The following is a 20,127-nucleotide window of genomic DNA, read 5'->3' on the forward strand; positions in this document are numbered from 1 at the left end:
GGCGTTTGCTGTCAGGTTCCTGACCTGGCTATGCGCCTCTTGGCTTGAAAACAGTCTGCGCGCAGCCGTGTCCGACCGGGCAGGCTTCGCTGCCTACACAAGTAACCTTGCTGGTCACTTGAGGGCAAAGGAAACTTGAGTGTCAGGCTCGATTTTATCGTTCAAGCTTCATTTTCCTCAAGAGCTTGCGCTTCGCGGTCGGGTTGCTCTTTTGCTTGCAGATGTGGGGTGTTTCGGCCTGTCCAAAGGGGCTGAAAGCCGCATTGTTCTACCTTCGTTGGGGCAGTGTTTCTGTCGTTTTTAGTGATCTATCTGATTCCGCTGGGGCATTTAATCTCTCGCCAGCCTCTTTGCGAGGATCTTCGCGGCAATTGCTATAGATCACGTCAATTTTCCATTGACCTTCATTTTCTTTCGATTGATATTCGTTTTACCTGCACTTGCGGGTCGTTTTGGGAGGAAATTATGAAACAGAGATTCTTGTCCGCGGTGGCCGCCGCGGCAGTGCTCTCCTATGCCGGTCAGGCTTTTGCCGGCATGGACGAAGCAAAAACCTGGGTGGAGAATGAATTCCAGCCGTCCGTTCTGTCGCAGGACGAGCAGATGGCCGAAATGGAGTGGTTCGTCAACGCAGCCGGTCCGTTCCAGGGTATGGAAATCAATGTGTTGTCGGAAGGCATCCCGACACACACTTATGAATCCAAGACCCTGACGAAAGCCTTCGAGGAAATCACCGGCATCAAGGTCAACCACCAGATCCTCGGCGAAGGTGAAGTGGTGCAGGCTGTTCAGACGCAGATGCAGACGAACCGGAACCTCTATGACGCCTATGTCAACGATTCCGATCTCATTGGCACCCATTCGCGTCTTCAGCTCGCTGTCAATCTGACCGACTGGATGGCGGGTGAAGCCAAGGATGTGACGTCTCCGACGCTCGACCTTGAAGACTTCATGGGCGTGAGCTTCACAACCGGTCCGGATGGTGATCTCTACCAGCTGCCAGATCAGCAGTTCGCGAACCTCTACTGGTTCCGCAAGGACTGGTTCGACCGCGAAGATTTCCAGAAGGCATTCAAGGAAAAATACGGCTACGATCTCGGTGTTCCAGTCAACTGGTCTGCCTATGAAGACATTGCCGAGTTCTTTTCCAAGGACGTCAAGGAAATCGACGGCGTCACGATCTACGGCCATATGGACTACGGCAAGCGTGCACCGGATCTCGGCTGGCGCATGACCGATGCCTGGCTTTCCATGGCTGGCGCCGGTTCGCCGGGTGAGCCAAACGGTCGTCCGATCGATGAATGGGGCATCCGTATGGAAGCGGATTCCTGCAACCCTGCCGGCGCAAGCGTGTCGCGCGGCGGTGGCACCAACGGCCCGGCTGCTGTCTACGCCATCCGCAAGTGGGACGAGTGGCTTCGGAATTATGCGCCTCCAGGCGCTGCCGATTACGACTTCTACCAGTCGCTTCCTGCTCTGAGCCAGGGCAATGTTGCGCAGCAGATCTTCTGGTACACCGCGTTCCTGGCCGACATGGTCAAGCCGAAGTCCGAAGGCAACAACACGGTTGATGATGCCGGTATGCCGTTGTGGCGCATGGCTCCGTCGCCCCATGGTCCTTACTGGCAGGAAGGTCAGAAGGTTGGCTATCAGGACGTTGGATCCTGGACGATCCTCAAGTCCACACCGACCGATCGTGCCAAGGCTGCATGGCTCTATGCCCAGTTCGTGACTTCCAAGACTGTTGACACGAAGAAGAGCCATGTTGGTTTGACCTTCACCCGCGACAGCACGGTTCGCCACGAGAGCTTCACCGAACGTGCACCAAAGCTCGGCGGCGTGGTTGAGTTTTATCGCTCGCCGGATCGTGTTCGCTGGTCGCCGACGGGTGTCAACGTGCCGGACTATCCGAAGCTGGCCCAGCTATGGTGGCAGCAGATCGGTGATGTGAACTCCGGTGCGTTCACGCCTCAGGAAGCGATGGACCGTCTTGCAAGCGAGATGGACCAGGTGATGGCCCGCATGCAGCGTGCGGATGAAGCCAACAACACCTATGGCGGCTGCGGCCCTCGCCTCAATGAGGAGAAGGATCCGTCAGAGTGGCTCGGAAAGGGCGGCGCAAAAGCCAAGCTCGACAACGAGAAGCCACAGGGCGAAACCATCGCCTATGACGAGTTGATCGCACAGTGGAACGCTAACTAAGCTAAGCGTTCTGACTGTCGAGACGACATCCCGGGGCAGTCTTGCCCCGGGAACCTTTGGCCCGCGCTTAGCGGACGAAAAAGTGCGAATACCCCATGTCTCTTGAACTCATCGATGTTTCGAAGCGCGTCGGCGTTGAGCAACATATCTATCCGACCAACCTGACGCTCGAAGCCGGCGGGATGAACATTCTTCTCGGCACGACTTTGTCGGGCAAGACCACCTTGATGCAGCTGATGGCCGGGCTGGACAAGCTTACGACCGGCTCGATCCGCTTCAATGGCGAGGACGTGACCCGGACCGCTGTTCAAAAGCGCAATGTGTCGATGGTCTACCAGCAGTTCATCAACTATCCGAATTTCAGCGTGTTCGAGAACATCGCATCCCCCTTGCGGGTGGCCCGCATGGCCGAGGACGAGATCAAGCGCCGCGTGTGCGAGATGGCCGAGTTGCTCAAGCTGTCAGGCATGCTCGACCGGCGTCCGTCAGAACTTTCCGGTGGCCAGCAGCAGCGCACAGCGATGGCGCGCGCGTTGGTCAAGGACGCAGATCTGGTTCTCCTGGATGAGCCGCTCGCCAATCTGGATTTCAAGCTCCGCGAGGAATTGCGCGACGAGCTGCCGCGATTGTTCGCGAACCGTGAGTGTGTGGTCGTTTATGCCACAACCGAACCTGTCGAGGCCCTGTTGTTTGGTGGGAAGACGGCAACCCTGCACAAGGGCCGTGTGACCCAGTTCGGCCCAACGGGCGACGTCTACCGCAAGCCGCAAGATCTTGTCAGTGCCGAGGTGTTTTCCGAGCCGCCGATCAATCATGCGCAGGTGACCAAAAATGGTGAGACGCTGACGCTGGTCAGTGGCGCCAGCTGGTCCGCGACCGGACAAGCTGCCGCCTTGCCAGATGGCACTTACACCCTCGGTCTTCGACCGCACCATGTGACGCCGGCTCAATCGGGAAGCCAGCCGGTCGAGGTTGATGGAAACGTTATGGTGACGGAACTCAGCGGTTCCGAAAGCGTGGTGCATTTTCATCTGGGTGGACGGACCTGGGTGTCCCAGTCCCACGGCATACATCCGTTTGAAGTCGGGGAGCAGGCGACACTCTATGCAGATGTGTCTCAGGCCTTTTACTTCGATGCCTCCGGCGCATTGATTGCTGGCTGACGCGCAAGCGAAACGAATTGGGAGACTGCCTTCATGGCAAAAATCACGCTCAAGGGCTTGCGCCACAGTTACAAGCCGGATCCGCAGGAGGATGCGGACTATGCGTTGCAGCAGCTCGACGTGGACTGGGAAGATGGCGGTGCCTACGCGCTTCTCGGCCCATCAGGCTGTGGTAAGACCACGCTGCTGAACATCATTTCCGGCCTTCTGACGCCGAGCCACGGTCAGGTGATCTTCGGCGACAAGGACGTGACCCAGCTGCCGCCGGACCAGAGACATATCGCGCAGGTGTTCCAGTTCCCGGTCGTCTACGACACGATGACCGTTTACGACAATCTGGCGTTCCCTCTGCGCAATCGCGGCGTTCCGGAAGCAGAGGTCGACAAACGCGTCCGCGAGATCGCCGAAATGATCGACCTGACCGCGACACTGGACAATCGTGCCTCTGGCCTGACGGCCGATGGCAAGCAGAAGATTTCCCTGGGCCGGGGGCTCGTGCGGACGGACGTCAATGTCATCATGTTCGACGAACCGTTGACCGTGATCGATCCGCACCTGAAGTGGCAACTTCGGTCCAAGCTCAAGGAGCTTCACCAGCGGGTCCGGACAACGATGATTTATGTGACCCATGACCAGACCGAGGCACTGACCTTCGCAGACAAGGTCGTGGTCATGAAGGACGGTCAGGTGGTTCAGATCGGAACGCCGGTGGAACTCTTCGAAAGACCGCAGCATACCTTTGTCGGCCACTTCATCGGGTCGCCGGGCATGAACGTGATGCCATGCGAAGTTCGCGGCGGAAAGGCCTTCTACCAGGACACGGAAATTTCCAGCTGGAATGCGGCATCCTGTACGGATGCCTCTGACCTGGAGCTCGGTGTCCGGCCGGAGTTCGTGGAATTCGGCCCCACCGGCGTCCCCGTCGAGGTCGCCAAGGTTTCCGATGCCGGCCGGTTCCGGATCGTCGACACCCGCAAGGGAGATCAGAGCATCAAGCTGTTGGTGCCTGAAGGCGGTGAGATTCCGGAAGGAAATGCATTCCTGCAGTTCGCGCAAGACCACACGCAGGTCTACCGCGACGGTTGGCTGATGAGTTGAGGACAAAGCCATGAACAAGACAGAAAACCAGAAAGCCTGGCTCTTCGTCCTCCCGGTGGTCCTGCTGGTCGCGTTCAACGCGGTCATCCCGCTGATGACGGTCGTGAACTATTCGGTCCAGGAAACCTTTGGCGACAACACGTTCTTCTGGGCCGGAGTGATCTGGTTCCAGGACGTGCTGAATTCGGATCGCTTCCACGCATCCCTTGGCCGGCAAATGATCTTCACCTTCTCGATCCTGGCCATCGAGATTCCACTGGGTGTTCTGATCGCGCTGACCTTGCCGCGAAAAGGCCCATGGGTGCCGGTGTGCCTGGTGCTCATGGCTCTGCCCCTGCTGATCCCCTACAATGTGGTCGGCGCAATGTGGAACATCTTTGCGCTCCCGGATATCGGCCTTCTGGGTTACGGTTTGAACGCACTGGGCTTCGACTATAATTTCACTCGTCAGCCGGGAGATGCGTGGTTCACGCTGATCCTGATGGACGTGTGGCACTGGACATCTCTGGTGGTGCTTCTAGCCTATGCGGGTCTGGTATCCATCCCCGACGCTTACTACCAGGCGGCCAAGATTGACGGCGCCAAGTCCTTCGCGATCTTCCGCTATATCCAGCTGCCGAAAATGAAGCGGGTGCTGACCATCGCCGTGCTCTTGCGGTTCATGGACAGCTTCATGATCTACACGGAGCCTTTCGTTCTGACGGGCGGCGGGCCGGGCAACTCCACGACCCTTCTGTCGGTCGATCTTGTGAAGATCGCGCTGGGCCAGTTCGATCTGGGTCCTGCTGCGGCGATGTCGCTGATCTATTTCCTCATCATTCTGCTTTTGAGCTGGGTCTTCTACACTCTCATGATGCGAAACGAGGCCAACTGATGAAAAACCCAAGCCGCTTCGTTCCGGCCCTCTATATTTTCTTCCTGATGTTGCCGATCTACTGGCTCATCAACATGTCGTTCAAGACGACCAACGAGATTCTCGGCTCGTTCTCGCTCTGGCCGCGAGAGTTCACGACCGAGAACTATGTCGCGATCTTCACAGACCCAACCTGGTATATGGGCTATGTGAACTCGCTGGCCTATGTCTCGCTTAACACTGTCCTGTCGGTGTCTGTGGCGCTTCCGGCGGCCTATGCCTTTTCGCGCTATCGTTTCCTGGGCGACAAGCATCTGTTCTTCTGGCTGTTGACCAACCGAATGGCCCCTCCGGCGGTCTTTGCCCTGCCGTTCTTCCAGCTCTATTCGGCCGTTGGACTGTTCGATACCTATTGGGCAGTCGCGCTTGCCCACACGCTGTTTAACATCCCGCTGGCGGTCTGGATCCTGGAAGGGTTCATGTCCGGGGTGCCTAAGGAGCTCGATGAGACAGCCTATGTTGACGGCTATTCCTTCCCGCGATTTTTTGTGAAGATCTTCATTCCCACAATTGCAGCCGGGATCGGCGTTGCTGCCTTCTTCTGCTTCATGTTCTCCTGGGTTGAGCTGTTGCTGGCCAAGACGCTGACATCGGTGGCTGCCAAGCCTATCGCGGCTGTCATGACACGAACGGCTAGCACGTCAGGTTACGAGTTGGGGCTTCTTGCGGCAGCGGGAACACTGACCATCATCCCCGGTGCCTTTGTCATCTACTTCGTTCGCAACTACATCGCCCGGGGCTTTGCCCTCGGCAGGGTCTGAGGAGGATATCGCCATGGGTCTTTCATGGATGGCCTGGACCTGGCCGACTGCTGCGTTCTTCTGTTTCGTCGCTCTGGCAATCGCGACGATGGGCGTTTGGGAGTATTTCTCGCCAGGCGGTGGTCCTCGCGACGGCGTTCTCGGACTTCACACCACGCGCGGAGACCGTCTGTTCATCTCCCTGCTGGGCAGTGCCTTCATCTTCCTCGCGTGGCTGGGATTGATCGGAACGCCACTTTGGGCGCCGCTTGCGATTGCCATCGTTTACGGCCTGGCGGTGTTCCGCTGGGTCTGAGGCTCGAGCTTCAGGCGGTGCCTTTGGCATCGCCCGAGCGGCCGCGCTTCCAATAGGAAATCGCGTATTGCCGCCCTTTGCCGAGCCCAAACTCCTGCTTGAAGACTTTTCGCAGTGACTGGGCATTGTCGTGCTCGCCGGCAAACCAGCAAAAGTCCGGCGCGCAGTCACCGGCGAGGGCTTTCAAGCTGCCTTCGACCTTTTCAGGGAAGTCCTTCGAATCCAGGCACGTGATTGGCAACGTGGTCTCAGGAAAATAGTCGAGGCTCGCCTCCGGCAGGGCGGTGACCACGTGACCCGTGCAGGTCTTGGGAAGGGTCCCAAGAAGGTGTGCAAGGGCCGGCAGAGCGGTCTCGTCGGCGGCCAGCAAGACGGATTGGCACTCTTGCGGCACCCTTTCGCCGCCACCCGGGCCCATAAGGCCAATGGTGTCTCCCTCGATGGCTCTTTCGGCCCAATCGGCGATCATCCCACCCTGATGGCGAACGATGTCGATATCGACTTCAGTCAGGTATGCCCGAACGTCTTTCAGTGTGTAGTAGCGCACGTGAAGCTCGTCTTCTCCCTTCGGCCAAAGCGTGGCCCCATTGGAAGCGACATGAGGCCATTGCGGTGCACGCGTGGCATCCGATGGCAACATAAGCTTGACGTGAATGCCGCCCTTTTGGAGTGAGTTTGCGGTTTTGCAGGCAAAGGTCAGGCGCAACATGCCGGGGAAGATCTCGCTCTTCCCGGACATCTGCAACAGGTGAAAGTTCGGCGGCCTGATATCGTCACTTGCGCCTTCACTTTGACGATCGTCGCTCCAGCGGATCGATGCGGCTGCTTCCGGTGTGAGTTCCTCCAGATGCCGCACCACGCCCTCCTTGAAAACGAAGAGCTTGTTGGGGCTGGGCGCCGAAACGGCGAAGGTCAGTGTTTGAGGCGCCTGGGAAACCAGGATCCGACTGTCCTCATCGATCGGGATCAGGACACTGCCATCGCCCTGATCAACGTGGTTCAGATCGTGGCTCTTGAGGTGCTCCAAAAGCGCGCCGAGAACAGATCCTGGATCAGCAACGACAACAGTCGTTTGGGCTTCGAGGCTCATGACGCAGCCTCGTTCTGGGCCGTATTCTGGCGAAGCGATTTCCCTGATCTGCCTGGCAGAAGCTTGATTGTCGCCAGCACCGCGAGGCCCGACAGCACGGCGGCCAGCACGAAGAGACCGTCATATCCGAAGTGGTCCGCGATCATGCCGGACGTCATGGAGCCGATCAGATAGACAATCAGCTGAGCGCAGGCCAGCAGGGTGAAATCTGTTCCCGGCTGCGACCTGGAGGCGACGCTCATGAAGAGCGAGTACAGAATGACGATTTCCATGTAGCGAATGAAGGTCTGGAACGCAGCTGCCGACATCACCGTCCAAAGGGGCTCGTAGATCCCCAGCGCTTGCAGGGCGAAGGCGGTGAAACAGATGGTGCGCAAAAGGCCAAGAATGATCAGCGACCTGTTGGCTCCTTGCCACTTGATCAGGCCAACGGCGATGACCGACCCGACGATGCCTGCTGTGGCGGCAGAGCCTCCGGACAGATAGCCGATCCAGGAAAGAGACAGGCCGACGTCGACGAGATAGGGGCCTTCCATCGCCTTGACCAGGCCTTCGCTTGCCCGAAAGACCAGCGCAATGAAAAAGATCTGGACCGCTTCCGGACGCATGAAAAACGCACGCAGCGATGGTTTTGAAATTGCTTTCTCTTCGGCATCAGATGGCTGAGGTTCCGCCGCTCGTTCCCGCATCAGGGGCGTAACGAGCAGGGGCAACAGAGACAAGGCGGCGACAAAGAGAAGTGTCGGTGTCCATCCATAGGTCTCAAACAGAATAAGGGACAGGGTGCCTCCGATCACGACGCCGAGGGCGACTGCACCGCCTTGAAAGGCGTTGCCGATGCCTCTGTCTTTTTCCGAAAGACTGTTGGTCGCGTAGCCGTCTGTCGCAATGTCCTGTACCGACATGGCCAGCGCCATCGTCAGACAAACCACGAAGAGCCCTGTGACATTCGTTGGTTCGATGAACGCCAGGACCGCGATGCCAGATGCCGTGACCAGCTGCATGGGAACGATCCAGCCGCGCCGGTGTCCGATCTTGAGAAATCTGAAGCGGTCGATGAACGGAGCCCAGAGGAACTTGAGCACCAAGGGTAACATGAGGAGGGAGAAAAAGCCGATCGCGCTCCGGGAAACACCTGCCTCACGCAGGACCGGAGGAAGGGCCGCCGCAATGAGGTAGGTTGGAATACCTTGTGCCAGGTACAGGCCGCCAAGCGTTGCAAACAGGCGGTAACGTTCGGCGTTTCCGGCGGGATCTGTTCCCTTGAGCTTGGCTCTCGACAGACGCATGGCTGGCTCATTTTCAAAAGTGTCGAGGGTAGGCCCTCGGAAAGGAAAAACCGCAGGCGCCAAGCGCCCGCGGTCAACGTTGATGACTTAGAACTTGACCTGGTAAGACAGGGCAATGGTCCGGCCGAGACCTGCGACACTGATGCCGCGCGTGGCAGTCGCCGTCGGGTTGATGTAGTCGGTATCAAGAATGTTGCGAACGCCGAGTGAGAGCTTTCCGTTGTTCTCGAAGGTTTTCGCGACGGCGGCGTTCAGCAGGACAGCACCATCGATCTTGTTGTCTATGTCGCGAGATCTGCCGGAGAAGAATTCGACTTCTGCGCGGGCAGTGATGTCGTGCTCAAAGTTCATTGTGCTGTACAAGAGGCCCTTGAACGTCGTCGGAATGCGGTTGTTCGGCAGATAACTGTCGAACTCGCCATCATCATCCGTGTCGTATTGGCCTTCCGAATATGCCAGTACGCTGCCAACGGTCATCCAGTCCAGGACATGTGCTTCTCCGTTGAACTCGACGCCCCAGAGTCGCTCTTTCTGCTGCGAGACGCTGTTGGACGAGATGTCAAAGGTCGTGCCCTTGTCGGATGTCGAGAAATAGGCGCTCAGGTTCGCGCGGAACATGTCCCAATCACCACGCAGGCCGATCTCGTAGGTGTTCACAAGCTGAGGCTCGGGGGAGATGTCTGAAAAGCTCGTCGTGCCGCTACCGGTACAGACACCGGCAATGCCGGAGATCGAGCAAAGCTCAGCGGTGGTGTTTGCACCCGCACGGCGTGTAAACGCGCCGACGTCCGCCAAAGCGTAGCCTTGAGAAAAGTTGCCGTAGGCCTGCATTTCCTCAGTGACGTCAAACACGCCGCCGATGTTGAAGGTCCACTGATTGTAGCTGAAGTCGCCGCCGGTCACATCGACCGCGCCAATGGTCGCGACCGGCAAGCCGAGGCTCGACAGCAGGTTGGTCTGCGATTCTGGGCGCGTGAAATCGTCGACACTCAGGAAGAACTGGTCGAACCTGGCACCCGCCTGCATGCGGAAACGGTCGACGATCGGAATTTCAGCCTGAGCAAAGCCGGCGATCTGGTTTTGTGTCATGGGTGCGATGACATCTGCGCCACCGATGGTTTCCTGCGTGGTCCGATCGAAGGTATAATCGACTCCCCAAGTGACGTTTGAGCCTTCTGTAAGGAAATCCAGAGCGCTGTTGACCGAGGCGTTCAAGCCGGCGCGATCGCCGTAAAGAACTGTCTGATTGTCCGATGTATAGACAAAGGTGTTCACGCTCGAGAGCTCGGTCATGAGTGACTGCTTCTCGATGTGATTGTAGAACGCCTTGACTTCCAGACTGCCCAGAGAAAAGTCGGCATCCGTGTAGCGGGCAGTGAAATACTGGGAGTTCTCTTCCAGCGGCTCGCCGTCATATGGATTGGAGTAGTCGGGAACAGATGTGCCGGTGGAGTAGTCCGTGTACCAGTCAGGATCCTGGCGGGCGTAGCTGAGGTCGGCACTTATTTCGAAGCGCTTGGCGTCTGTCTCGTAGCCGATGACGCCAAATGCTTCGCCTTCGCTGATACGGTCCGCGCCGCCCTGTCCAAGCATGCCATCCGATGCGAGCTCGTTGCCGGCTCCATCATAGGTGCGTCTGCTGAAGTCACCTGAGAGAGAGAAGAAGTAGTCGAATTTGCCGTTACGACCCTCGACCGAGACATTTGCGTTAGGCGCAATCGATTCCGGCAGGTTCGCGGTAAAGGCGGTTGCGCCAACTGTTGCGGTGACATTGATGCCGTCTTCGACGCCGCGCTTGGTAATGATGTTGATTGTGCCGCCGGTCGCGCCTGCACCGTAGAGACTGGAGGCGCCATTGACGACCTCGATGCGGGCAATGTTTTCCATGTTGATCAGGGACAGAATGCGCGAGTTGTTCCGCAGTGGTGTGTTGCGTGGAACGCCGTCGACCATGATCAGAACGCTGCGGCCGCGGAAGCTCTCGGACGCGCCCGAGATGGTCTGATTGCTCGGCGCGTAGCCGGGCACCAGCCGAGACACAAGATCGGAGGTGTCTGTAGCGAGGATCTTCGTTTCCTCGATCTGCTCTTCAGAAATGATCTCGACCGACTGTGCGACAGTCCCGAGGGACCCTTCGCTACGGTTTGCCGTCACAACAATCTGATCAAGAAAGACGCTCTCGCCGGAGTTGTCCTGAGCGTGTGCTGGCAGCGTGCACAATGCCGTGCTCGCCCACAGAATGCAGGATCTGATTTTCATGGATGCCCACCCAATAAGGTTTTATTTTCAAGGAATTGGGTGGCTCGATAGCGGCTGCAGTCTGGCTTCCCGTTAAATCTACATCAATCATACATGAATAATTTATTCAAGTTTATACACTGTAAATTGTACGGTTTGGTTGTGTTGTTGCAGATCGGACACATTGGAAAACCCCAGATAGAACTGTCTCAGAGATTGTCCTCTGCAAAGCGAACCAGCGGGTTCCGCAAATCCGTCCCAAGCGCGGGAAGAGGTCGTTCGGCCGCGTCGCCATAGCCAATTTCAAACCGAACCTTGTTGATACAAACGCGCGGCAGGGTTGGATGAAACAGTTCGAAGGTTTTGAAGCGTTCCGCCAGCTCGGGATGCTCGGACATGTATGTCTTCAGCGTCCTGGACAGAAGGCCGTAGAAATCGCCCTCGGTGATTGCGCCCGCCGCGTCCAGCCGCGCTGAGAAGAAACGCAAGACGGTGACGAAATGCGCTGTCTGGATATCATGTACGATGTACTCGGGAGGCTTGTTCGGCAGGATTGAGCGGATCTCGTCAGGTAAGCCAGAATGCTCGGCAAAGGTCTGATTGACGATATCCACATCGCCCTGAAGATCCTTGATCGCGAGGCCGAGGGGCCGATGATCTTCAAGAACGACGGTGATGTTCTGACCGTGGGCAATGAAGCCGACGCCATATTTTGCCAGAAAGTGATAGAGCGGAACGACAGTGGTTTGGAAGAGCTCGGTGAGCCACTCCGAGATAGGCATCCCGGCGCGGTTGGCATGATGGACGGCGAGTGGAACTCCATCTCCCGCGACGTGGAGCAGCGCGGCGTAGAGGCAGGCATCCTGTTTCGTTGAGATCCGGCTTTTGGCATTCTCGCGCCAAATCGCGCCGAGCGTCTCCAGATGCTGATAGGGCGCGTTTGGCACTTGGTCATAGATCGGGTGGCGGTACCAGATGCCGCGTTGTTCCCTAAGGATCGTGACGTTGGCGGCGAGGAGCTTATCGCCGGCGACCAGACCTTCGAGCCAGTCCGAGATGGCGCTGCCGAGCGCGATATACTGTCCAGGAATGCCACGCCATGCGGAGGTGTTCAGGATCATGAGGGCAAGTTTGATGTCAGGTGATCCGGGGCGGTCGATGCTTGTCAGCGTTCTGAGGCTTGGACCCGCGACATAGCGGCCTCCGAAGGCTCCGAGGAAGACGAGCCGTCTTTCCATCAGCTCGCCCACATAGGCCTGTCGCAGCACATGATCCCATTGCCATGGATGCGCCGGGATCAACGTATGTGTGGCGAGCGAAAGCCCTTGGGCTTCAAGGGCTCCGAACAGTCTCTGCTCTTCTTCTTGGCCCAGGCATTGCCTCAAGAATGCACGCTCATCGACGCCGGAGCTGTCTCCAATTCGACATTGAGTGCGGTCGGCGGCAAGCCAGACGATTTCAAAGTCCTGCTGGTGCTCGGGAGAAAAGCGGCGGAGGTCATCCATTCCCCAACCGAGACGGCCTTTGTTCGCGACGGCCTTGGGGTGCCCCTCCAAAAGAGCGTGCCTCTCGTGCGAGGGAGCGTTGACCAGGTCTTCGCCTCGCACTCGTTGGTTTTTCTCCAGAAGAACAAGGTCCTGCCTGAGCGTGTTCGAAAGTTCGCGCAGGAATGTCGCCTCGGTGTCTGGTTTCATGGCCATTTCCGCGCGGGCGTCAACGACGAATTGAAGCGGAGACGGGAAGGTTTCTGCTTCAGGCTGTCGCTGAATGCTCCCCGGCTGGACCAGAAGATTGTCCCAGGCTCCGAGCTTCGCCGCGAAGCTGTAGACGGCATCTGATTGCAGCTTCAGAACAAAGCGGTCACCGCCTTGGGCTTCGGGGGCGATCACCTCTTCATAGCTCAGCTCGTTCAGAAGCTTGGCAAGGCTTTCACGGCAAACGGTTTCCCAGCTCGAAACCGTTTCGATCGCCTGAGGTGCGACAACGACGTTCACAGGCGAACCTCATTGAAAAAGCGATCGCGGCGGCAGCGCATAAGGGCTGAACGCTTGTGCGGGAAATCGAATTCCTTGACCTTTTCATATGCAAGCGCATCAGCGTAGGTGAGAAGTTTGGCGTTATCGACGCGTGGCTCTCCCATGATGTTTTCGGTCATCGGGCAGTCGAGGAAAAGATAGTGGGCAAGGCCGCGCAACCAGGCACCTGTCTTGACCCTTCCAAGGTGCCGGCGCTCGCCAATGAGTCCATGCCAGCCCCGGTCCCATGGACCGCTGTCATAGAAGGGGCCGAGCCGGTCTTCGCGCACCCAATAGGTTTCGAAATAGCCGGCATCCTGACCGTTGAAGGCGCCAATCAACGGGTAGGTGTGGGGCTTTGCGATGAGTTGTTTCAGGTAGGCGCGCAGCTCTTCCTTGGGAAGCGCGAGTTCCCAGAAAAAGGCGACCCGCCCGTCGTTCATCCAGCGATGGAACAGATCGAGGTCCTTGTCGATGTCGACGGTACGGAAAGATACGGTCAACCCAGCCACCGGATCAAAGCGCTGGTAGACGAGGCCTTCGGGATGGGGCGCACGAAGGGGATGGTCGCGCCCGTCAGGGCCATCGACAAGTCCGGCGCGGGTCCGGTTGACTTGGGGATGTCCGAGCCACATCTGCGGCACCTGGTAGAACCCGGATCGCGAGACGAACAGATCGGAACCGTCGCGATAAACAAATGGCAGACTGCGCAGCGGGAAGCTCGTTTCATCGAGATTCAGCACCAGCCTGTCGAGCGCCTCATTTGCAGCGAAAAAGCACTCCAGAGCGACCAGCACGGCGGCGATGGTCACCTCCTGGTCGAGGTCCTGTTTCCAGGTGAAGGAAAGGTCCAGCTCTGCGTCGCCTTGCAGTTCTGCCGATGCAACGGCTTCGCCATCGAGAAACAGTTCTGCTTGGGTGTCCGAGACCAGGCGCGTCAGGATTGGCAACGCGCCAGCAAGGTTCGGGCGTACGAGACTCGGAAGAAACGTATTGTCGGCGTCCTTTTGGACGGATGCGTGAATGTTCATGTGGTTGCCTCCGGATCGGACAAGGGATTTGGAATTTCGAGGAAACTGGCGAGTTGCCCACTGGCGTCGCCGGAGGCTTCGTTCACGCCGCTGAGGCTGGTGCGATAGTTGCCCTTGCTGCAAAGGGTCGGCGCTTCGAGAAGCATGTCGTAAAAGGTCGTGTCCGCATCGCAGGCGGTGCGTAAGGCGACCAGTTTTTCGCGCAATATCGCGTAGGCCGCGCTTTCTGCCAGCAGGCCATCAATCGCCAGCATCGAGACAACGTTCATCAGGTTGTTGACGATCACGTAGTAGCAAAGCAGTCCGTCGCCGAGAGCGGGAGGCGCGACGTTCTCGCTGTATCGGCCAATGTCGGGAACATGACGTTCGAGGGCGTCGTGATGTGTGGTCAGATGTCCTGTCCCCTGGCAGTCGCGCACCCAGACCGCGGACGGCAAGCCATCCTTCAACGAGATCATCATGTTCTGCTGATGAGAGCCGAAGAGGAGGCCATGCCGGGAGCGGACCCTTGCAAGGGGAGCGATTGCCACGTCGACGAATGCGGCCAGCCATTCGCCTGCACTGGCCGCAAGAGCCTGGCTGGTCTCTTCGGCGCGTCTTTCAATCAGCGCGCCAAGTGGGGAGCGCTCATCGAGCCGTTCCTCACAAAGGCTTGCCAGCATGACGGGGCCGTCTGATGCCGGGTCGCGGAAGGGATTTTCCCGAAAGACCACGAAGCTTTCTTCAAGCGCACCACCATCTTGCGCCTTGAGCGCGGCGTAGGCCGGCTCACGCAGGATGTGAAGACCGGGCTCCTGTCGAGCGATGTCAGCGCCGACCGGACTGTCGAGAAGGCGGCACATCTGAATTCCGCGTTCGACTTCTTTACGCGACAGCACCCGCTTGGAGTTGGTGAGGCGCATGCTGAGCGAGAATTTCAGCATGGAGGGGGCGTGATAGGCATGAACGCCGCGCATGGAGGCTGTTGCTGCGAACGGCTGCCCTGCGCTGCCGATCAGGATCAATTTCCCTTCGGCGATCCAGTTGATCACTTGCTGGTCGGTCAACAGTCTCGGCGCTTGCCAGGGGTGCCACGGCACCGGAACAAAGCCTTCCGGGATTTCGACCTTTAGGCTTTTCGGCAGTGTTTCGTCCGCCCAGGCAAGATCACGGCAATAGTCTTCGGCAGAGTGCTTGCCTGCGTCTTTCAAGACGAGGATCGAGCGGTCCGCGAGAACCCAAAAAAGCGGGAACTTGCCTCCAAGCTCGGGGCTGTACAGAGCTGAGCTGGTGTCGTCGACCTCGTCCTTGCTGCGCGGATTGGGATGTGTCGGATGTCCGGACATAAGCGCTTGTTCGGCGTCCTGGAACGACCAAAGATCAGCGGGTTTGTTGTTTCTGCAGGACGCATAGGCACGCTCAGTGCCCAGCCGGCTGTCCAGGATCCGCTGCAAGAGCTTGAGTTGAAATGCGGGATCACCGGGGCTTGCCTGGGGATCGAGGACTAGAAGTGTCAGTGCTTCGGCGAGGGCGATTTCGCGGGGCTGTGTTTTTTTGTCCCAGCGCAGGAACGGTAGCGAGATCCTCTGTCTGAAGCGACCTGCGTGCGGCACCTCAATGAGCAGCGCTTCATCGCTTCTGGCGAGCGGCAGATGGGCATAGGTGCCTGACATGCCAAGCTGTTCGGCTTTCTCTTGCGAGATTAGAGACCAGCCATCCCATTCGCGCAAGAGCGCGTTCAAGAAGGCCGTGGTTGTTGCATGGTCGGCCTTGCGTGCCGCGGTTTGTACGGCGTCGGCAAAGCCATCGGCGGACATCTCGTTCATGATGATCTGGTCCTGTTGCGAAGGGCTCAGCCGGCAGCGGCTGCTTGTTCGAGAGACGTCGCGACAGGTTGGTCCAATCGCGGCCAACTGATGATGTCGGCGCCGGGCTCCACATCGAAAACCTGGCTGCCCGCGAGAGCATTGACGATGACACCGGCGCGCCAAGCCATGAGGCTCATTTGCGGGTCAACGATCCCGTGGGACGCGAGGCCCATATTGAGGCCGAATATGCGGTTCTCGGAGGGGCCGTCGAAGGTCATCCGGTAATCTTGTGACAGATGGGGAACACCTGCAGGGTCAAGGTCGATGCGATCGCGTAGAGGTGCCATGAACTCCGGCAGGCTCGGCTTTGCGCCGATCGCCAGGATGATGACATCGGCACTCACGGTTTCCGCCGTCTGGCAGGCGGTCACGTCTGTATGGATGCGATACCCCGCGGCGTCCCGGTCGAGTGCAAAAACGTTGCGACCCGGCAGAAGGGTGACGGTGTCGGGCGCATTTGCCAAATGTTTCCTGCGGTAGATTTCCTCATAGAGGGCGTCGATGGTGGCGGGCGTGAGGCCGTCGCTGGCGAGTTTTTGTCCTGCGACTTCGCTGCGTTTTCCAGCCCGGGGAAGCGTCTGGTAAGTCGAGACATAGCCCGGTGTGAAGACCTGATCGACGAAACCTCCTTCCTCCAAAGGCGAGAAACGGGGGAGGTTGCTGATCCAGGATACTTGTGCCGGCTCACGGCCCGGTGCGGTCAAGAGGTCAAGAACGATCTCGGCGCCTGTTTGACCTCCACCGATTACCGTGACCCGCTTGCCGCTGAAAGATGCTGCACGGTGGAGATAATCGCCGGCATGAAAACACGTCGGACCTATGTGAGGGGCGGCCCAATCCGGCTTGTTTGGTTTCATGCCGGTGGCGACTGACAGGTTCCGCGCACAGCTCTTCAGGCCGTTATCAAGCTCAACCTGGAACGCCTCGCCATCAAAGCTCACTTCGCGCACTCCGCTGTCCCACCGAGTACTTGGCAGGCGATGCGCGACCCAGGTCATGTAGGCCGAAAATTCGGTGCGGCTGACGCCGTTGAAACGTCCGGCCATGAAATCGTAGAAGCGCTTTTGCTCAACGAGATAATTGACGAAGGAGTGGGGGCTTGTCGGCATGACGGGGGTCACCAAGTCCTTCAAAAATGAAGTCTGCAGGATGCTGCCGGGAAACATCAGACCTGCGTGCCAGACGAACTCCGGCTTCTGGTCAAAGAACGTGGCATTCATCTTCGGCATGCTGTCGAGCAGGGCAGCGACGCTGAGATTGAATGGGCCGATGCCTATGCCGATCAGGTCCTTGATTGCTTCAGGAGCGTTGGGTGATCCAACTGGGGCCAAGGTGGTCATTCAGAAGTTCCTTTGCGCGGACTGAGGGGCTGGACGGGCAGTACCCTGCTGACGAGGACGGCGATGAAAACCAGGCAGGCCAGTAGAGCTGCGAGTTGAAGCGCAAACGTCAGGTCGATGTCGCCGAGGTAGGCAAACAGGGTGGTTCCGCAGGCCAGGCCCAGCATTTGCGCGCTGGCGAGCCACGTTGATGTCTGCGGTCTGTCAGCCTTCGGTGTTTCCTGAAGCCTTGCGGTCAGATTGGCACTCAAGGCCAGCGCCGTGCCAACGGCGAGGGCGCTGGCTGCTAGAGACAACTGAAGTTGGGTCGATGCTTCCGCCAGCCCCAGCAGGCCGAGGAACAGAATGAAGGCCCCGCTTGTCAGCGCGAAGTACAGTCTGTCGGAAAACAGCCGTGTCAGCACTAGTTGGGTGAAAATGCCACACAGGAGCGCAAAGGTCAGGGCGATGCCTGCGGCTGATGTGGCCTCTGTGGCGTCGGTTGAAAGCCTTTCGAGGATCAGCGGTGCGAGGAGCACATAGGCGGCGCCGATCGTGACTTGAACCGCCATAGCAATGGCCATTGCGAACATCGGGAGACCGCCGAGACCCAGCCGTGTCTTGCGATCAGCCTCAGAGGTTGTTTCCGAAAGACTTTGTGGCGCGCGCGCGATGCCTATCAGGGCGTAAAGATATGCGGGTATTACAATCAGGATTGGCATGGCTGCACCAGCAAGGAGCAAAGGCGTCACCAGGGCATTGCCGGCAACCCTGCCGATGCCGTTCATGGCATTCAATGATCCGATCGCGCTGAGCAGTGATTTGCCGTTGCCGTGGTTGGAGCTTAGGGCTTGCGCTACCGGCAAGACCGCAGCAGCGGAGGCGCTGTAGATCAATCGCGCCGCAATCAGCAAAAACAACCCAGGGTACTTATCGTCGGTTGAGCTCTGTGCCAAGGCCAAGGAGCAGCACAGCAAAAGGATTCCAATGAGGCTGCCCGTTGCACTGCGCATCAACGCTTTTCGGGCCCCGGTCTTGGTCGCCTCGTGCCCCCATATCGGGGTCGTGCAGGCCGAGACGAGAAGGCCGCCGCCAATGATGGCGCCGAGCGATGAAAGCGAGAGGTCGTAAATCTCCTGAAGGATAGGCACCATAACCACAAGCGTCGCTTGATGGAATGAATTAGACAGCAATATCAATCTTATAGACGAATTTTCAGACATTGACGCCTTGCTGGGCCATCGTTTCGATGCGCATGGTAAATACATGAGTAATTTACTCAGGTAAATAGGTGCATCTCGTATTTATTACGATTTTCTACAACCATACAGTGCTGCGAAACACGTGGCCTTTGCAGCTTTTGACGCAATTTTGGCGCTGCATTTTTCCCTGCGCTCCGAGCGCAGACACGTAAAAAAATGGCCGAATGGCAATGCAACCAAAGATTTAGGTGCGGTGCGCTCGTTTGAGCAGAGCACCGCGGCGTGACACATCAGGCCCGGACGATGAGGATCGGCCAGGCGTCATTTCGGTATGCTGAAAAATTCAGTTTTTAGGCAGGCGCGTAGGACGAAGGGTCAACCGATTCAGGGCGGCCCTCTAGGGACAGATGCGCTATCCGGGGCGGCGTTTGGGAGATGACTTTGCCGGACCGAACGACGGCGAGGCGCGTTGCCTTCAGCCGTATGGCCTCGATCGTGTCCTTGGCCTGCAGCAGCACAAAATCCGCCTTGCAGCCTTTTTCGACGCCATAACCTTCAAGGCCCAGTGCCTTTGCGGGATGTTTGGTTACACAGTCGAAGGCGTAACGGATGTCGTCACGGCTTGTCATCTGGGCAACATGAAAGCCCATGCTGGCGACCTCGAGCATGTCGCCTGAACCTTGCGAGTACCACGGGTCCATGACGCAGTCGTGGCCAAAGGAAACGTTGATGCCGTAGGAGCGCATTTCCGGGACGCGGGTCTGGCCGCGGCGTTTCGGATAGGTGTCGTGGCGACCCTGAAGCGTGATGTTGATCAGCGGATTTGCGATCGCATGGACGCCGGCTTCGGCGATCAGCGGCAGAAGCTTGGAGACGTAGTAATTGTCCATGGAATGCATGGAGGTCAGGTGAGAGCCAGCCGTGCGTCCCTGAAGGCCAAGGCGCTGTGTTTCGTAAGCGAGGGTTTCGATGTGACGGGACAGCGGATCGTCGCTTTCGTCGCAGTGGAGATCGACCATCAGACCGCGCTCGGCAGCGATCTCGCACAGGCGGCGGACGGATTTGGAACCGTCCTCCATGGTGCGCTCAAAATGCGGAATGCCTCCGACCACATCGACCCCCATGTCGAGGGCACTCAAGAGGTTTTTTTCCGCATTCGGCGAACGGTAGAGCCCGTCCTGCGGGAAGGCGACAAGCTGCAGGTCAATGTAGTCCTTGACCTTTTCGCGCACCTCCAAGAGCGCCTTCACGCCGGTGAGCCTGTCGTCGCAGACATCGACATGGCTGCGGACGGCGAGCAGTCCCTGGGACACGGCGAGATCGCAGTAGCGCAGGGCGCGCTCGACAACGGCCTCGACTGTGAGGATCTCCTTCAGTTCTCCCCATAGTGCTATGCCCTCGAGCAGGGTGCCGCTTTCGTTCATCCGTGGCAGGCCGAGCGAAAGCGTCGCGTCCATGTGGAAGTGGCTGTCTACGAAGGGCGGAGAGACAAGTTGACCGTTCGCATCGATCACCTGCGCCGCGTCAGCCGCAATCCCTGCCTCGACCGCGGCGATCCTGTCATCCTTGCAGGCAATGTCGATGCCTGTCTGGCCGTTGGGCAATGATGCGTTCTTGACGAGGAGATCGAAGCTCATTGCGGCAACTTTCCTTTCTTTGTGGCT

15 protein-coding genes are annotated in these 20,127 nt (G+C 58.3%); 6 read left to right on the top strand and 9 right to left on the bottom strand.

Translation table 11 applies throughout. The features are described 5' to 3' along the window. Positions 1-465 precede the first annotated feature (465 nt). From IG617_RS11790 to IG617_RS11815, 6 genes are all read left to right on the top strand, one after another. Positions 466-2,202, top strand: coding sequence for an ABC transporter substrate-binding protein (locus IG617_RS11790; RefSeq protein ID WP_192109409.1), 1,737 nt, complete (start codon positions 466-468; stop codon positions 2,200-2,202). Between the two features lie 95 nt (positions 2,203-2,297). Then, positions 2,298-3,365, top strand: coding sequence for an ABC transporter ATP-binding protein (locus IG617_RS11795; protein WP_192109410.1), 1,068 nt, complete (start codon positions 2,298-2,300; stop codon positions 3,363-3,365). Positions 3,366-3,398: 33 nt separating this feature from the next. Further along, complete coding sequence (locus IG617_RS11800; RefSeq protein ID WP_192109411.1) at positions 3,399-4,463, top strand: ABC transporter ATP-binding protein; 1,065 nt, start codon at positions 3,399-3,401, stop codon at positions 4,461-4,463. Positions 4,464-4,473: 10 nt separating this feature from the next. After that, entirely contained in the window at positions 4,474-5,337 is an 864-nt protein-coding gene (locus tag IG617_RS11805; protein ID WP_192109412.1) for a carbohydrate ABC transporter permease, read from the top strand. Further along, positions 5,337-6,137, top strand: a complete 801-nt coding sequence (locus IG617_RS11810; protein ID WP_153772029.1) for a carbohydrate ABC transporter permease — start codon at positions 5,337-5,339, stop codon at positions 6,135-6,137. The genes IG617_RS11805 and IG617_RS11810 overlap by 1 nt, the downstream gene beginning before the upstream one ends. A gap of 13 nt (positions 6,138-6,150) precedes the next feature. Continuing rightward, a complete protein-coding gene (locus IG617_RS11815; protein ID WP_192109413.1) occupies positions 6,151-6,432 on the top strand; it encodes a DUF2160 domain-containing protein in 282 nt (93 codons plus the stop codon). A 10-nt stretch (positions 6,433-6,442) separates the two neighbouring features. Here the strand turns inward: IG617_RS11815 and IG617_RS11820 are convergent, their stop codons facing one another. From IG617_RS11820 to IG617_RS11860, 9 genes are all read right to left on the bottom strand, one after another. Continuing rightward, on the bottom strand, positions 6,443-7,522 hold the full coding sequence (locus IG617_RS11820) for a siderophore-interacting protein (RefSeq protein WP_192109414.1): 1,080 nt from the start codon (positions 7,520-7,522) through the stop codon (positions 6,443-6,445). Further along, positions 7,519-8,811, bottom strand: coding sequence for an MFS transporter (locus IG617_RS11825; protein WP_192109415.1), 1,293 nt, complete (start codon positions 8,809-8,811; stop codon positions 7,519-7,521). The genes IG617_RS11820 and IG617_RS11825 overlap by 4 nt, the downstream gene beginning before the upstream one ends. A gap of 87 nt (positions 8,812-8,898) precedes the next feature. Then, entirely contained in the window at positions 8,899-11,070 is a 2,172-nt protein-coding gene (locus tag IG617_RS11830; RefSeq protein ID WP_192109416.1) for a TonB-dependent receptor, read from the bottom strand. 188 nt (positions 11,071-11,258) lie between these two features. Next, entirely contained in the window at positions 11,259-13,043 is a 1,785-nt protein-coding gene (locus tag IG617_RS11835) for an IucA/IucC family protein (RefSeq protein ID WP_192109417.1), read from the bottom strand. After that, on the bottom strand, positions 13,040-14,095 hold the full coding sequence (locus tag IG617_RS11840) for a GNAT family N-acetyltransferase (RefSeq protein WP_192109418.1): 1,056 nt from the start codon (positions 14,093-14,095) through the stop codon (positions 13,040-13,042). Before IG617_RS11840 ends, IG617_RS11835 begins: the two co-directional genes overlap by 4 nt. Continuing rightward, positions 14,092-15,900, bottom strand: coding sequence for an IucA/IucC family protein (locus tag IG617_RS11845; protein WP_192109419.1), 1,809 nt, complete (start codon positions 15,898-15,900; stop codon positions 14,092-14,094). Before IG617_RS11845 ends, IG617_RS11840 begins: the two co-directional genes overlap by 4 nt. A gap of 26 nt (positions 15,901-15,926) precedes the next feature. Then, complete coding sequence (locus IG617_RS11850; RefSeq protein ID WP_192109420.1) at positions 15,927-17,282, bottom strand: lysine N(6)-hydroxylase/L-ornithine N(5)-oxygenase family protein; 1,356 nt, start codon at positions 17,280-17,282, stop codon at positions 15,927-15,929. Then, positions 17,279-18,529: an MFS transporter gene (locus IG617_RS11855; protein ID WP_338109969.1), complete on the bottom strand. Its 1,251-nt coding sequence runs from the start codon at positions 18,527-18,529 to the stop codon at positions 17,279-17,281. The genes IG617_RS11850 and IG617_RS11855 overlap by 4 nt, the downstream gene beginning before the upstream one ends. A 284-nt stretch (positions 18,530-18,813) precedes the next feature. Next, positions 18,814-20,100: an amidohydrolase family protein gene (locus IG617_RS11860; RefSeq protein WP_192109422.1), complete on the bottom strand. Its 1,287-nt coding sequence runs from the start codon at positions 20,098-20,100 to the stop codon at positions 18,814-18,816. Positions 20,101-20,127 lie beyond the last annotated feature (27 nt).

The organism is Roseibium polysiphoniae (assembly GCF_014842925.1).
GTDB lineage: Bacteria > Pseudomonadota > Alphaproteobacteria > Rhizobiales > Stappiaceae > Roseibium > Roseibium polysiphoniae.